This window comes from Caulobacter sp. 10L414, assembly GCF_056395525.1.
The window spans coordinates 1-14037 of record NZ_JBFTJR010000094.1 but is presented as its reverse complement, the minus strand read 5'-3'; the positions used below and the strand labels follow the sequence as shown (position 1 = coordinate 14037).

Sequence of the window (14037 nt, the reverse complement as noted above, 5' to 3'; positions counted from 1 at the left end):
GCCGAGGCCCGCATCGCCCTGGCCCAGGCCCGCACCCGCGCCGCCGACGCCCGCCGCGCCCTGGCCGCCTACTGGGGCGGCGGCGAGATCGAGATCGACGCCGCGGCGCTGGAGGACCTGTCGGTCGCCGGACGCGTCGCCGGCCCGGCCTCGCCGGTGGATCTGGCCCTGCTGGACGCCCAGCGCGATCTGGCGAGCGCCCGCGTCCGCGTGGAGGAGAGCAAGGCTGTGCAGGACCCGACCTGGCGCGCTGGCCTGCGCTATCTCAACGACGACGGGGCCGTGGCCGCCGTGGTCGGCGGCTCGATCCCGCTCGGCCGCCACGACACCAACCGCGGCGCCATCGACCAGGCCCGGGCCGAGCGCCAGGCCGCCGACCTGGACCTGGCCGGCGCGCGCAGCGTGCTGGAGCGCCGCATCGCCGCCGCCCAGGCCGCCCTCGCCCAGAAAGCCGCCGAAGCCCGCCGCATCCAGGGCGAGGTCGTGCCCGCCAACGCCCGCACGGTCGACCTCGTCCGCGACGGCTTCAACCGGGGCGGCTTCTCCTATCTCGACGTGCTGGAGGCTCAAAAGGCCCTGATCGAGGCCAGGAGCCGGCGCCTGACCGTGCTGAAGGCCTTCCAGGTCGACCGCGCCCAACTCGACCGCCTGACCGGCGCCCACGCGCGCCTGATCCCCGCTTCGGAGTCCGCCCGATGACCCGCCGCTTCATGCGCGCTTCCGCGCCCCTGGCCCTGGCGATCGCCGGCGCCCTGACCCTCGCCGCCTGCGGAAACGCCCCGGCCAAGACCGACAACCACGCCGCCGAGGAGGCCGAGCAGCGCGGGCCCCACGGCGGCCGGATGCTCCGCGACGGCGACGTCTCGATCGAGATCACCATCTTCGAGGACGGGGTCGAGCCGGAGTTCCGCGTCTACGCCTACCGCAAGGACCGCCCGCTGGCGCCCGAGGGCGTCCAGCTGGCCGTCACCCTCACCCGCCTCGACGGCGAGGTGAACCGCTTTTCCTTCAAGCCCGAGGGCGACTACCTGCGCGGTCAGGGCGTGGTGACCGAGCCGCACTCGTTCGACGTCGCCGTGGCCGCCACGATCGCCGGCAAGACCAGCAACTGGCGCTACGACTCCTACGAGGGCCGCACCACCATCTCCGCCGAAGCCGCCAAGGCCGGCGGCGTGCGCACCGAGATCGCTGGTCCGGCCCCGATCGCGCAGCTGGTCGACATGGCCGGCCGGGTCGAGATCACGCCCGAAGGCAAGGGCGAGGTCCGCGCCTGGTATCCGGGCCGGATCATGAGCCTGTCGGGCCAGCTGGGCCAAACCGTCCGCAAGGGCCAGGTCCTGGCCCGCGTCGAGTCCAGCGAAAGCCTGCAGACCTACGCGATCCCCGCCCCGATCGGCGGGGTGATCATCGAGAAGAACCTCAATGTCGGCGACGTGGCGATGGAGCGCCCCATCTTCGTGATCGCCGACCCCACCAAGCTGCACGCCGAGTTCTTCGTCTATCCGCGCGACGCCGAGAAGGTGCGCGTCGGCCAGCCGGTCGAGGTGCGCAGCCTGTCGGGCGACACGCGGCTGACCGCGCAGGTCGAGGCGGTGCTGCCGACCGCCGATCTCGTCAGCCAGACCCTGCTGGCCCACGTGCACCTGCCCGGCGGCGCCGACAGCGCGTTTCGGCCCGGCATGGGCGTGGAAGGCTCGTTCCAGGTCGGCGCCCAGGCCGCGCCGCTGGCCGTGCGCACCAAGGCCATCCAGCGCTTCCGCGATTTCCAGGTCGTCTTCGTCAAGGTGAAGGACGCCTACGAGGTCCGGATGCTGCAGATCGGCCGCCAGACCCCCGAATGGACCGAGGTGCTCTCAGGCCTCAAGCCCGGCGCCGAATACGTCGTCGACGGCGCCTTCCTGATCCGCGCGGACATCGAGAAGTCCGGCGCGAGCCACGATCACTGAGGGAGGCGAAGATCATGCTCGAACGCATCGTCGCCGCCGCGATCCGGCTGCGCTGGGTCGTGCTGGCGCTCGTCGCCGTCGCGATCGCCGTCGGGGTCTGGAGCTTCCAGCGCCTGCCCATCGACGCCACGCCCGACATCACCAACGTCCAGGTGCAGATCAACACCGAGGCGCCCGGCTTCTCGCCGCTGGAGGCCGAGCAAAGGGTCACCTTCCCGGTTGAGACGGCCATCGCCGGCCTTCCGGGCCTGCAGTACACCCGCTCGATCTCGCGCTACGGCCTCTCCCAGGTCACCGTCGTCTTCAAGGACGGCACCGACATCTACTTCGCCCGCCAGCTGGTGGGTGAGCGCCTGCAGAGCGCCCGCGGCCAGCTGCCGCCGGGCCTGACGCCGGAACTGGGCCCGATCTCCACGGGCCTGGGCGAGATCTTCATGTACACCGTGGAGGCCAAGCCGGGCGCTCGCCGTCCCGACGGCAGGGCCTGGGGTCCGGAAGACCTGCGCACGCTGCAGGACTGGGTGATCCGGCCCCAGCTGCGCAACACGCCGGGGGTGACCGAGGTCAACACCATCGGCGGCTTCGAGCGGCAGTATCACGTCACGCCCCTGCCCGAACGGCTGTCGGCCTACGGCCTGACCATGGGCGACGTGGTCGCGGCGCTGGAGCGCAACAACGCCAATGTCGGGGCCGGCTACCTGGAACGCTACGGCGAGCAGGTGCTGGTGCGCGTGCCCGGCCAGGCCGCGGGGATCGCCGACCTGTCGGCGGTCATCGTCGCCAGCCGCAACGGCGCGCCGATCCGCGTGGCCGACGTCGCCGACGTGGGGCTGGGCCAGGAGCTGCGCACCGGCGCGGCCACTGAGAACGGCCAGGAGGTGGTGCTGGGCACCGTCTTCATGCTGGTCGGCGAGAACAGCCGCACCGTGGCCCGCGCCGCCGCCGCTCGCCTGGAGGAGGCCGCCAAGGCCCTGCCGCCGGGCGTCACGGCCAAGCCGATCTATGACCGCACCGACCTCGTCGACCGCGCCATCGCCACCGTCGAGAAGAACCTGCTGGAAGGCGCCCTGCTGGTCATCGTCGTGCTGTTCCTGCTGCTGGGCAACATCCGCGCGGCCCTGATCACGGCGGCGGTCATCCCGCTGTCGATGCTGCTGACCATCACCGGCATGGTGCAGGCCGGCGTCTCGGGCAACCTGATGAGCCTGGGCGCGCTGGACTTCGGCCTGATCGTCGACGGCGCGGTGATCATCGTCGAGAACTGCCTGCGACGCCTGGGCGAGGCCCAGCATCGTCAGGGCCGGCTGCTGACCCGCGAAGAGCGCTTCTCCCTCGTCGCCTCGGCCGCCGGCGAGGTGATCCGCCCCTCGCTGTTCGGGATCCTGATCATCACCCTGGTCTATGTGCCGATCTTCGCGCTGACCGGGGTGGAGGGGAAGATGTTCCACCCGATGGCCGTCACCGTGGTCATCGCCCTGACGGCGGCCCTGGTGCTGTCCCTGACCTTCGTTCCCGCCGCCGTAGCCATGTTCGTCACCGGCAAGGTCGAGGAGAAGGAAAGCCGCATCATGGCCGGCGCCCGCCGCCTCTACGAGCCGGCCCTGGAGACGGCCCTGCGCATGCGGGTCCCCTTCGTGGCCGGGGCCGCGGTGCTGGTGGTCGTGGCGGCCCTGGCCGCCTCGCGCATGGGCTCGGAGTTCGCGCCCAGCCTCGACGAGGGCGACATCGCCATGCACGCCATGCGCATTCCGGGCACCAGCCTTTCCCAGGCCGTGGCCATGCAGGCGGCGCTGGAGAAGCGGATCGCCCGCTTCCCCGAGGTCGAGCGGGTCGTGGCCAAGATCGGCACCGCCGAGGTCGCCACCGACCCGATGCCGCCCTCGGTGGCCGACACCTTCATCCTGCTGAAGGACCGCAAGGACTGGCCCGATCCCAGGAAGCCCCGCGCCAAGCTGGTGGCCGAACTGGAAGCGGCCGTCGCCGAGGTGCCCGGCAGCAACTACGAGTTCACCCAGCCGATCCAGATGCGGTTCAACGAACTGCTGTCGGGCGTGCGGGCCGACGTGGCCATCAAGGTCCACGGCGACGATCTCGAGCAATTGCTGGCGGTCGGCGAGAAGATCGGCGCGGTCGTCGAGGGCGTCTCGGGCGCCCAGGACGTCGGGGTCGAGCAGGTCACCGGCCTGCCCGTCCTGCAGATCACCCCTGATCGCGCGGCCCTGGCTCGCCTGGGCCTCAATGTCGACGACGTCCAGTCGGTGGTCGCCACCGCGATCGGCGGCACGGTCACCGGCCAGGTGTTCGAGGGCGACCGGCGGTTCGACGTCGTCGTGCGCCTGCCCGAAAGCGAGCGGGGCAAGGTCGACGACGTCGGCCGGCTGCGCATCCCGCTGCCGGGGTCCATAGACCAGCCGCGCGGCTTCGTGCCCCTGCAGGACGTCGCGCGGATCGAGACGGTGATCGGCCCCAACCAGATCAGCCGCGAGGACGGCAAGCGCCGCGTCGTGGTCACCGCCAACGTGCGCGGCCGCGACCTCGGCTCGTTCGTCGACGAGGTGCGCCGCAAGGTCGGCGCCGAGGTCGAGGTTCCGCCCGGCTACTGGATCACCTATGGCGGCACGTTCGAGCAGCTGATCTCGGCGGCCAGGCGGCTGCAGCTGGTGGTTCCGGCGGCCCTGCTGCTGATCTTCGGCCTGCTCTACGCCCTGTTCCGCTCGGGCAAGGACGCCGCCATCGTCTTCTCCGGCGTGCCCCTGGCGCTGACCGGAGGCGTGGCGGCCCTGCTGCTGCGCGGCCTGCCGATGTCGATCTCGGCAGGGGTGGGCTTCATCGCCCTGTCGGGCGTGGCGGTGCTGAACGGCGTGGTGATGCTGAGCTTCATCCGCTCGCTGCGGCAGGACGGCATGGACCTCGATCCGGCGATCCGTGAGGGCGCCCTGGCGCGCCTTCGCCCCGTCCTGATGACCGCCCTGGTGGCCAGCCTCGGCTTCGTGCCCATGGCCTTCAACGTCGGGGCCGGCGCCGAGGTCCAGCGTCCGCTGGCCACCGTGGTCATCGGCGGCATCGTCTCGTCCACCCTGCTGACCCTGTTGGTGCTGCCGGCGCTCTACCGGCTGGCCCACCAGGTCAGACTGCGGCCTTAAGCCGCTGTTCAGGCGCGATTAATCCTGAAAAGCCGATCGTGGGGTCGTACCCGCGCCGGATCCCGGTTCGTCTCGCAAGACACGAGCCGGGGTCCGGGGCCTTCAGCTTTCGGAACCCGCGCCATGCTTCGCCGCAAACCCAAGAAGACGCCCTTTCCCGTGGCGGACGGCGACACCGTCGAGCTCGTCCTCCGCTGCGGCCACCGCGCACGCGCCTCGGTGCTGTGCTCGCAAGGCGGCCTGATCGAACTGGCCTACCGCAAGGCCGACGATCGTTGCGGCCACGCCTATGTCGACGCCGCCACCCTGCAGCCCGGCGAGAACGCCCGCTGGGCCTTCACGGCGCGGCCTCCGGCCTAGTCGCTGGCGTCGCAGTTTCAATCTGTCATCCCGGCTGTAGCGAAGCGGAACGCCGGGATCTCCCACCGTTCTGAAGCTGCCGACGTGGAAGATCCCGGCTCTACGGATCGCTGACGCGCTCCTCCGGCCGGGAAGACACGTATCGAGTGATCAGCGTCGTCCGACCGCCGCCTTCGACGCCCAGACGATCACCGCCGTCGACAACAGCACCCCGCTCAGCAGCGCGCCGACCGCCAGTATGCCCGCCGGCGTGACGCGAACCTCCGCGCGATAGCGCAGCGGTCCGGCTTCGAACTCGGCGATGGCGGTTTCGGGCCCGTGGTCGGTGGCAAGATCGTAGGGCATGGCGGTCCGGCGGCTCTCGGCGGCAAGGCCTTGCGACCTTAACGCGATCGGCCGCCGGCGTCGCGCCCTTCCCTTTAGAACCGCCAGCTCAGGGCGGCGCCCCAGGTCCTTGTCCGGCCGGGGAAGCGCACGACCGTGTTGGCGTTGCTGCTGACCGCGGCCCAATAGTACTCATCGGTCAGGTTGCGTCCCCACAGCGACAGCTCCCAGCCCTTGTCGGGCGAAGAGATCCCGACGCTGGCGTTGAGCAGGCCGTAGCTGTCGATCACGAACAGCGGATTGCCCTCCAGGTCGGCGCTCGACTTGCTCTGCCAGCGACCGTTCAGCGCCGCCTGCAGCTTCAGGCCGCTCTGCAGGTCATGGTCGAACAGGGCCGTCAGGCCGCCCTGGAACTTCGGGCTGTATAAAAAGGGCCGTCCGTCGAAGTCCTGGGGCTGACCGGCGCCGTTGATGCCGGTGTAGCCCTGGACCTCGGTGTGCAGCCAGGTCGCCGAGGCGAGGAAGGTAAGAGACTTGGTCGCGCGCCAGGTGAGGTCGCCGTCCAGGCCGCGGGCCATGCCTTCGGGCACGTTGGCCAGCCGCGACAGCGCCGTGTAGATCGGGTCGGCGAACGACACGCTGAGCTGCTTGTCGGTGTAGTCGTAGTAGAACAGGCCCAGATTGGCCTGCACGCGCCGTTCGAACAGCGCCGCCTTCACGCCCACCTCGTAGGCGGTCAGCAGTTCCTGGCGCGCCGGAGCGTTCTGGGTCGAGATGTTGGCCGCGTTGATCGGCGTCGCCCCGGCCTTGGCCCCGCGCGAGATCGAGCCGTAGATCAGCACGTCGTCGCTTGCCCGCCAGTCCAGCGCTGCGCGCCAGGCGAAGTTGTCCTCGTCGAGGGTCGAGCGCACGAAGCCGAAGGCGGCCGTGGCCGGATCGAAGGTGTTGCACGCGCCCTGCGTGATCGGCGCCACCAGGCCGTAGACCCCGAAGAACAGCGCCCGGTTCACGACGTTGACGTTGGGCAGCATGTTGCCGTTGAAGTCGCGCGAGCAGCCCACATAGTCCTGCTTGTCCTGACTGTAGCGCAGGCCGACGGTCAGCTTCAGACTTTCGGTCAAGGCCCTGTCGGCGTTGGCGAAAAGGCTCCAGGTGTCGGTCTCGATATTGCCCACGTCCTCATAGGTGCGGAACGCCTGGCTCATCTGCAGCGCGGTGTATCCGCCGCTGTTGAACGGCGTCGCCAGCAGGGTCGAGCCGTAGAACCGGATCAGGCCGACATTGGCGTTCTGGCCCAGGATCGTGCGGTTCATGTCGAGGATCTCGTCGTGGGCGATATAGCCCCCGACCAGCCACGAGCCCTTTTCGGTGCGACCCTCCAGCCGAAGTTCCTCGGCCGTGGACTCGATGTCGCCGTGCGCCTTCTGCACCAGGATCTCGTAGGGCGCGCCGCTCCAGTCGAACACCGCGTCGCGCCGCAGCTTGTTGTAGCTGGTCAGCGAGATCAGGCTGACGTCGTCGGAAAGGTGCCAGGCCAGCCGCAGCTTGGCCGCGTCGAAGCGGTCGTCCTCCTCGGCAGGATCGCGGATGCCCAGGCCGGTGCCGACGTCCGCGCCGCGCACCGACAGCGGCGCCCAGTCGGCCTGGCTGCCCTTGGTGGGCTTGTTGGCGGCGATGTAGGCGGTGAGGCCCGCAGCGTTGAACGGGCTGGCCGCCGTCGCCGGCGTGAAGCCTATGGCCTGGGCCGCCACGGTGTCGGAGGTGTTGCGCCAGCCGGCGTAGGAGAAGTCGATGTCGACCTTGTCGCTGGGCTGGGCCGCCAGCGACAGCCGCCAGCCCTGCCGGTGGATCTCGCCCTGGCGTTCGCCCCGGCTGTTGCTGACCTGCCAGCCCTCGCCGCTGTGCTCGGCGCGGAAGGCCAGGCGCGCCTGCACCTTGTCGCCCAGCGGACCGCTGAAATAGCCCTCGATGTTGCGGGTCTCGTAGTTGCCGGCCTCGGCCGTCAGCCCGGCCTCGAACGCCTCGGTCGGCTTGTTGGTCACGAAGTCGACCAGGCCCGCCGTGGTGTTGCGGCCATAGAGCGTGCCTTGCGGCCCTTTCAGCACCTCGACCCGTTCCAGGTCGAACATCGGGCCGGTGTTCATGAACGGATAGGCGTAGGCGACCTCGTCGACATAGGTGCCCACGGTCGAGGTGGCCGACAGGTTGATGGTGTTGAAGCCGATGCCGCGCAGCGTATAGGTCGGCACGCCCTGATAGCTCTGGCTGACCGTGAAGCTGGGCGCGACCGTCGACAGGTCCTTGGGGTCGGTGACCCGCAGCTGCTGCAGGGCCTGGCCGCTGAAGGCCTGGATCGGCATGCCGATGTCGTTGGCCGCTTCCTCGCGCCGCTGGGCCGTGACCACGACCGTCTCGATGGCCAGGCTGTCCTTCTCCTCCTGCGCGGGCTTGGCGACCTGGGCCCAGGCGGGCGCCGCCATCGACAGCGCCAGGGCCGACGCTCCGAGCGTCAACGCGACACGCAACGGTCCTTGCATGCGAAACCTCCCTCCGGCCGCGCCTTCATTGGACGCTGGCTCTATCGGAGCGTGCGGGTGTCGCCGGGCTCTAACAAGCTATCGGAACTGATAGGGTGAGCATCCGGGGCCGTGCGTCCTTCGAGGCTCGGCTTCGCCTCGCACCTCAGGATGAGGGCCTCCTTGCACCGATTTCCTCATCCTGAGGCGCCCGCGCAGCGGGCCTCGAAGGACGCACCGCGCTTCACAGCCCCAGCACCAGCCTGGCGATGATGTCGCGCTGGATCTCGTTGGAGCCGCCATAGATCGAGGCGGCGCGATTGTTAAGATAGCGGGCCATGGTGGTGCGGCCATGCTCGGGGCCGATCAGCGCCGCGTTGGAGCCCGCCTCCCGCGCCGCCGGCTGGTGCACGGCCGCCCAGGCGCCAAGGTGGGCCACGGCCAGTTCGTCCTGCCGCTGCAGCGCCTCGGAGCCCTGCGCCTTGAGGATCGACGAGGCCGGTCCGGGGTTGGCGCCGCCGGCCAGGGCGCTCAGCACCCGCCGCTCGGTGACGTCGATGGCCAGGGCGGCGATCTGCGCTTCGGCCAGCCTGCGCCGCTGGTCGGGATCGTCGGCCGCGCCCGCCTCGCGCAGCCGGCAAAGGCCCGCCTCCAGCCCCGCCGCGTAGCCCCCGCCACGCTCGAACTCCAGCAGGTGCTTGGCCACCGTCCAGCCCTGGTTCTCCTCGCCCAGCCGGTCGGCCTTGGGCGTGCGGACCTCGTCGAAGAACACCTGGTTGACCTCGTGCTCGCCGGCCAGGGTGAGGATCGGGTCGACCCGGATCCCCGGCCGGTCCATCTCGACCAGCAGGAAGGTGATGCCGGCCTGCGGCTTGCCCTCGGTGCTGGTGCGCACCAGGCAGAACATGTGCGTGGCCCAGTGGGCGTGGGTGGTCCAGATCTTCGAGCCGCTCAGCACGTAGTCGTCGCCGTCGGAAGCGGCCTTCATCTTTAGCGACGCCAGGTCCGAGCCCGCCCCGGGCTCCGAGTAGCCCTGGCACCAGTAGTCCTCGCCCGACAGGATCCTCGGCAGATAGCGGGCCTTCTGCTGCGGCGTCCCGAACCGCATGATCGCCGGGGCCACCATCCGCAGGCCCATCGGCGCCAGGCCCGGCGCGCCGGCCCGCGCGCATTCGGCCTGGAAGACGTGGCGCTGGATCTCGCTCCAGCCCGGCCCGCCGTACTCGACCGGCCAGGTCGGCGCGACCCAGCCCTTGGCGTGCAGGATCCTCTGCCAGGCCAGGCTGTGGTCCTTGTCGCAGAAGACGCTGGTCATCCGCCTTCCCGCCTCGCGCAGGTCCGGCCTCAGTTCGGCGTCCAGGAACGCGCGCACCTCGTCGCGAAAGGCCAGGTCTTCGGGCGACAGCTCCAGGTCCACGCGCGCGCTCCATGCCAACGTCGGGGAAACTTGCGAAAGCCTGGGCCCGGTGCGCAAGCTATCGGAACCGATAGGGAAAGAGCGCCCGCATGACGGCGACGACGGGGGAGGATCACGAGCGCCTGGCGCGGGTCATGGACCTGGCGCTGGCCGTGCGCGACCTCGGCGCCGAGATCGGCCTGCCCTACGTGGCCGCCAGCGCCGACATCTCCAGCCCCGAACCCATGCTCGGCTCCGACGGCCTGCCGCTGGCCGAGACCACCTTCCAGTGGCTGGACGCCGGCCTGCGCTACTGGCGCGACCGCGCCTTCGCCCTGCGTGCGCCGTTCATCCTGGCCGCCCGCTACGCCGCCGAGCCGTTCTTCTATCACCAGGGCCGCTTCTGCAGCTGGCGGCCGCTGGCCAAGCTGGAGGCCATCCCGGTGGCCGAGGCGGCCCAGGACTTCGGCGTCGCCGCCGCCATCATCGCCCCGACCTACCTGACCGGCGGGGTGATCGGCGCCGTGGTCTGGGCCTCCGACAGCCCCCTGCCCGACCTGCCCGCCCTGTACGCCGCCCGCGCCGACCAGCTGCACGGCGCGGCCCTGCGCCTGGTGTCGGCCTATCGCGACGGACTGGCCGACGACGCGCCGCTGGTGCGCTTGACCAAGCGCGAGATCCAGTGCCTCAAATGGGCGGCGGCCGGAAAGACCGACGCCGACATCGGCCAGATCATCGGCATCTCCGGTCCCACGGTCCGTTTCCACGTCCAGAACGCCGCCCTGAAGCTGCGGGTGGCGGGCCGGGCCCAGGCGATCCACCGGGCCACGGGCCTGGGCTATCTCGGATCCGCCGCATTCTGAGGCGCCGGCGCCCTCGATAGCGCGCGGCAATGCTTTGTCACAAACACGATGCAGAGCCGCAAGGCGGCCTCGCCACCCTAACACCTGTCAGAAGCGCCCGCCGAACGAGGGATCGGCCCGCGCTTCACAGGAGAAGACCATGAGCAAGACCCGCAATCGCCTGCTGGCCCTGACCGCCCTGGGCGGTCTGGCCATCGGCGGCGCGGCCGTCGCCGAGACCGTGAAGCTGCCCGCCAGGCAGGTCGCCCTCGGCGCCGATCACTTCCAGGCCAAGACCCAGGTCATCGACGATCAACTCGACGTCGAGACCGTCGTCAGCACGCAGGCCGGTTTCCAGACCGGCAAGGGCCTGTTCCGCAACCCGTCGAACGACAACTACCTGCGCGCGGTCGTCGACAAGCGTACCGGCGCGACCCGCTACGAGGTCCGCCAGACCCTGATGTACCAGGGCTCGATGCGCGAGTACGACACGGTGGCCTACGAGACCTCGGCCTGGCCGGTCCAGACCCAGGCGATCAAGATCCGCGACAACGCCGGCCGCTGCTTCCTGTTCGAGGCGCCGGAGCTGTGCACGGAAGAAGTCGCCTTCTCGATCGGCGAGGACGAACTGCGCAAGGTCGCCGCCAAGCCGCAGGCCTGGGGCTTCAAGTTCAAGTCGCCCAAGGGCTACGAGCATCGCACCGCCATCACCCAGGCCGAGATCGTCGGCCTGCTGAAGAGCGTCGAGGCCTATCGCGCCACCCTTCCCGCGGTCCAGGCGCAAGCCGACACCGCCACCGGCGGCTGAGCCGTCGCGTCCCCGTATCCGGAGTAGTTTCCTGTCATGAAGTTCGCTGCTGTTCTCGGCGTGGCCGCTGGCCTCGTCGCTTTCCCCGCCATGGCCGGCCCGGCCGGCCACGGCCTGACCTTCACCGAAGAAGTCGCCAAGAAGAACCTTCACAAGCGCACGGTGAAGATCGCCGCCTCGGCCGCCTGCGCCGCCCCGGCCGCCGTCGAGCTGGCCAAGCGTGACGACGTCGCCACGGCCAAGGCCAAGGAAGGCGTGGTCCGCGTCGTGTTCCACTCGGYCGACGCCGCCGCCACCCAGGAAGGCGCCGTCCGCGCCGCCGTTTCCGACATCTGCCGCGCGGCCTAAGGGCCAGCAAGCACGGCATACAAGACGGCCGTCCCGACGGCCGGCCCTCGCGCGAGTCCTCTTCCCCCGAAGTGCGCGCGAGGGCGCACCTTTTTCAGAGAACGATGCAATCTGGCCTGGTATTGGCTTGAAGTCGGTGGAAAACAGCCGCTTTCTACCTTGCTCGCGGCCTCATCGTTCCTAGATAGCCCAGGCATATGGATAGCTCAGGTAACGGACTGAACGCTCTGCAGCGGGAGCTGGCCACGGCCCCCGTGGCCCCGACCGTGCTCATCGTCGAGGACGATCCGGCGCTGCGCACCCTGCTGATGCGCCTGCTGCGCGAGGAAGGCTTCCAGCCGCTGAGCGCCGCCCACGGCGGCGAGATGGCGCGCGTGCTGGAGACCAACACCGTCGACATCATCCTGCTCGACGTGATGATGCCGGGCAGCAACGGCTTCCAGCTGTGCCGCAGCCTGCGCAAGGAAAGCGACGTGCCGATCGTCATGCTCAGCGCGCGCGACGACGAGAGCGACCGCCTGATCGGCCTGGAGCTCGGCGCCGACGACTATATCGGCAAGCCCTTCAGCAAGAAGGAGCTGATCGCCCGCATCCGCGCCATCCTGCGCCGCACGCAAGGCGGGGCCCAGGCCAGCCAGCCCCGCGGCGCCCAGCAGATGGTGTTCGCCGGCTGGCAGCTGGATCCGGGCCGCCGCGAACTGCTGTCGCCCGACGGCGCCTTCGTTGATCTGTCGGGCGCCGAGTTCGACCTGCTCCTGGCCTTCCTGTCCTCGCCCCAGAGGGTGATCGGCCGCGAGCGCCTGCTGGAGATGTCGCGCGCCCGCATCTCCGACGCTTCGGACCGCAGCATCGACGTGCTGGTCAGCCGCCTGCGCCGCAAGCTGGCCGTCAGCGGCCAGGCCGAGTCCCTGCTGCGCACCGTGCGCGGCATCGGCTACATCTTCACCGCGCAGGTCGAGCGGCGATGAAGCCTCTGCGGCTGTGGCCGCAGCGTCTGGTCGGCCAGGTCACCCTGGTCCTGATGCTGGCCGTGGCTCTGGAATTCATCGGCAGCTCGATCCTGTTCGAGAACAGCCGCATCTACCCCAATCGCAACAACCAGGTTCAGCGCGCCGCCGAACAGCTGGTGACCGCCGAAGCCATCCTGGAGACCCGCCCCGAGCACGAGCGCATCGCGCGCGCCGCGGGTCTGTCCAGCCGCTCCAGCCAGCTGGAATGGACGCCCCTGCCCCACCTGGTTGACCGCGAGCGCTCGGCCGAGCGCAAGCTCAAGGACCAGTTCCGCGCCGCCGAGCCCAGCCTGGCCCGGCGCGACCTGCGGATGAACGCCGAGATCGACCGCACCCTGCCGCGCGACACCCACCTGAAGGTGGCGCTGAAGATGCGCGACGGCACGTGGCTGACGATGAAGACCAAGATCCGGGCCGCCCCCTGGGCGGTGCTGCTCAGCAGCGTCGGCTCGGCCTTCATCCTGGGCCTGGGCGTCATCACCGCCGCGGCCCTGGTGCTGCGCAATCTCAGCCGTCCCCTGCGGGCGCTGGCCGAGGCCGCCGACAAGGTGGGCCAGGGCGCGCGCGTGCGGGTGGCCGAGACCGGGGCCGGCGACCTCAAGCTCGTGGCCCAGGCCTTCAACGCCATGCAGGACCGCATCGCCGGCCTGCTCCAGGCCCGCACCGAGGCGCTGGCCGCTGTCGGCCACGACCTGCGCACGCCGCTGGCCCGCCTGCGCCTGCGCGCCGGCTTCGTCACCGACGACCACGCCCGCGACGCGCTGGAGGCCGACGTCGACGAGATGACCGGCATGCTCGACTCGCTGCTGGCCTATCTGGGCGGCCAGGAAGACCCCGAGCCGCCGCGCCGCACCGACATCGCCGCCATCGCCATGACCCTGGTGGACGACGCCACCGACTCCGAGCGCATCGCCACCTATGACGGCCCCGAGCACCTGCCCGTGCGCGCCCGCCCGCTGTCGCTCAAGCGCGCCATCAGCAACATCGTCGAGAACGCCCTGCACTACGGCGGCGAGGCGGCCCTGACGCTCAGCCGCGAAGGCCGGATGGTCGTGCTGGCGGTCGAGGACAAGGGGCCCGGCATCCCCGAGGCCGAACTGGCGCACGTGCTCGAACCCTTCCACCGCCTCGACAGCGCCCGCGCCCGCAACACCGGCGGCCTGGGCCTTGGCCTGACCATCGTCCAGCAGATCCTCAAGCGCGAGGACGGCGAACTCATCCTCCGCAACCGCCCCCAGGGCGGCCTGCGGGCTGAAATCCGGCTGCCTGCGCTGTAAAGCTGCGTAAGACCCTCTCCCGGAGGGGAGAGGGAGGGGCCCAGGCGATAGCCTGGGAGGGTGAGGG

12 protein-coding genes are annotated in these 14037 nt (G+C 70.4%); 9 read left to right on the top strand and 3 right to left on the bottom strand.

Going from position 1 to position 14037, the window contains the following annotated elements; all coding sequences use genetic code 11:
* The 4 genes from AC1DCG_RS23825 to AC1DCG_RS23810 all read left to right on the top strand — a co-directional run.
* A partial coding sequence (locus AC1DCG_RS23825) for a TolC family protein (RefSeq protein ID WP_477041711.1) occupies positions 1-699 on the top strand: 699 nt, incomplete at its 5' end.
* Positions 696-1946, top strand: coding sequence for an efflux RND transporter periplasmic adaptor subunit (locus tag AC1DCG_RS23820; RefSeq protein ID WP_477028131.1), 1251 nt, complete (start codon positions 696-698; stop codon positions 1944-1946). The genes AC1DCG_RS23825 and AC1DCG_RS23820, both read left to right, overlap by 4 nt.
* 14 nt (positions 1947-1960) lie before the next feature.
* On the top strand, positions 1961-5089 hold the full coding sequence (locus AC1DCG_RS23815) for an efflux RND transporter permease subunit (protein ID WP_477036450.1): 3129 nt from the start codon (positions 1961-1963) through the stop codon (positions 5087-5089).
* A 123-nt stretch (positions 5090-5212) separates the two neighbouring features.
* Positions 5213-5449: a hypothetical protein gene (locus AC1DCG_RS23810; RefSeq protein WP_165255778.1), complete on the top strand. Its 237-nt coding sequence runs from the start codon at positions 5213-5215 to the stop codon at positions 5447-5449.
* 150 nt (positions 5450-5599) lie between these two features.
* Here AC1DCG_RS23810 and AC1DCG_RS23805 read toward each other — a convergent pair whose 3' ends face one another.
* The 3 genes from AC1DCG_RS23805 to AC1DCG_RS23795 all read right to left on the bottom strand — a co-directional run bounded on the left by AC1DCG_RS23805 (position 5600) and on the right by AC1DCG_RS23795 (position 9706).
* Positions 5600-5794 carry a hypothetical protein gene (locus tag AC1DCG_RS23805; RefSeq protein WP_477028133.1) on the bottom strand — a complete coding sequence of 65 codons (195 nt, stop codon included), beginning with the start codon at positions 5792-5794 and terminating at the stop codon, positions 5600-5602.
* A 74-nt stretch (positions 5795-5868) separates the two neighbouring features.
* Positions 5869-8310 carry a TonB-dependent receptor gene (locus AC1DCG_RS23800; RefSeq protein ID WP_477028134.1) on the bottom strand — a complete coding sequence of 814 codons (2442 nt, stop codon included), beginning with the start codon at positions 8308-8310 and terminating at the stop codon, positions 5869-5871.
* Between the two features lie 223 nt (positions 8311-8533).
* Positions 8534-9706, bottom strand: coding sequence for an acyl-CoA dehydrogenase family protein (locus tag AC1DCG_RS23795; RefSeq protein ID WP_477036448.1), 1173 nt, complete (start codon positions 9704-9706; stop codon positions 8534-8536).
* A gap of 89 nt (positions 9707-9795) precedes the next feature.
* On the opposite strand from AC1DCG_RS23795, the gene AC1DCG_RS23790 reads away from it, so the two are divergent.
* The 5 genes from AC1DCG_RS23790 (at position 9796) to AC1DCG_RS23770 (ending at position 13970) form a co-directional block, all read left to right on the top strand.
* Entirely contained in the window at positions 9796-10548 is a 753-nt protein-coding gene (locus AC1DCG_RS23790) for a helix-turn-helix transcriptional regulator (protein ID WP_477036447.1), read from the top strand.
* A gap of 139 nt (positions 10549-10687) precedes the next feature.
* Positions 10688-11335, top strand: coding sequence for a hypothetical protein (locus AC1DCG_RS23785; protein WP_477028137.1), 648 nt, complete (start codon positions 10688-10690; stop codon positions 11333-11335).
* A gap of 36 nt (positions 11336-11371) precedes the next feature.
* Positions 11372-11683, top strand: a complete 312-nt coding sequence (locus tag AC1DCG_RS23780) for a hypothetical protein (protein ID WP_477041710.1) — start codon at positions 11372-11374, stop codon at positions 11681-11683.
* A gap of 197 nt (positions 11684-11880) precedes the next feature.
* The gene (locus tag AC1DCG_RS23775) at positions 11881-12651 is read left to right on the top strand and encodes a response regulator transcription factor (protein ID WP_101717305.1); all 771 of its coding nucleotides are present in this window, start codon (positions 11881-11883) and stop codon (positions 12649-12651) included.
* On the top strand, positions 12648-13970 hold the full coding sequence (locus AC1DCG_RS23770; RefSeq protein WP_165255790.1) for an ATP-binding protein: 1323 nt from the start codon (positions 12648-12650) through the stop codon (positions 13968-13970). The genes AC1DCG_RS23775 and AC1DCG_RS23770 overlap by 4 nt, the downstream gene beginning before the upstream one ends.
* Positions 13971-14037 lie beyond the last annotated feature (67 nt).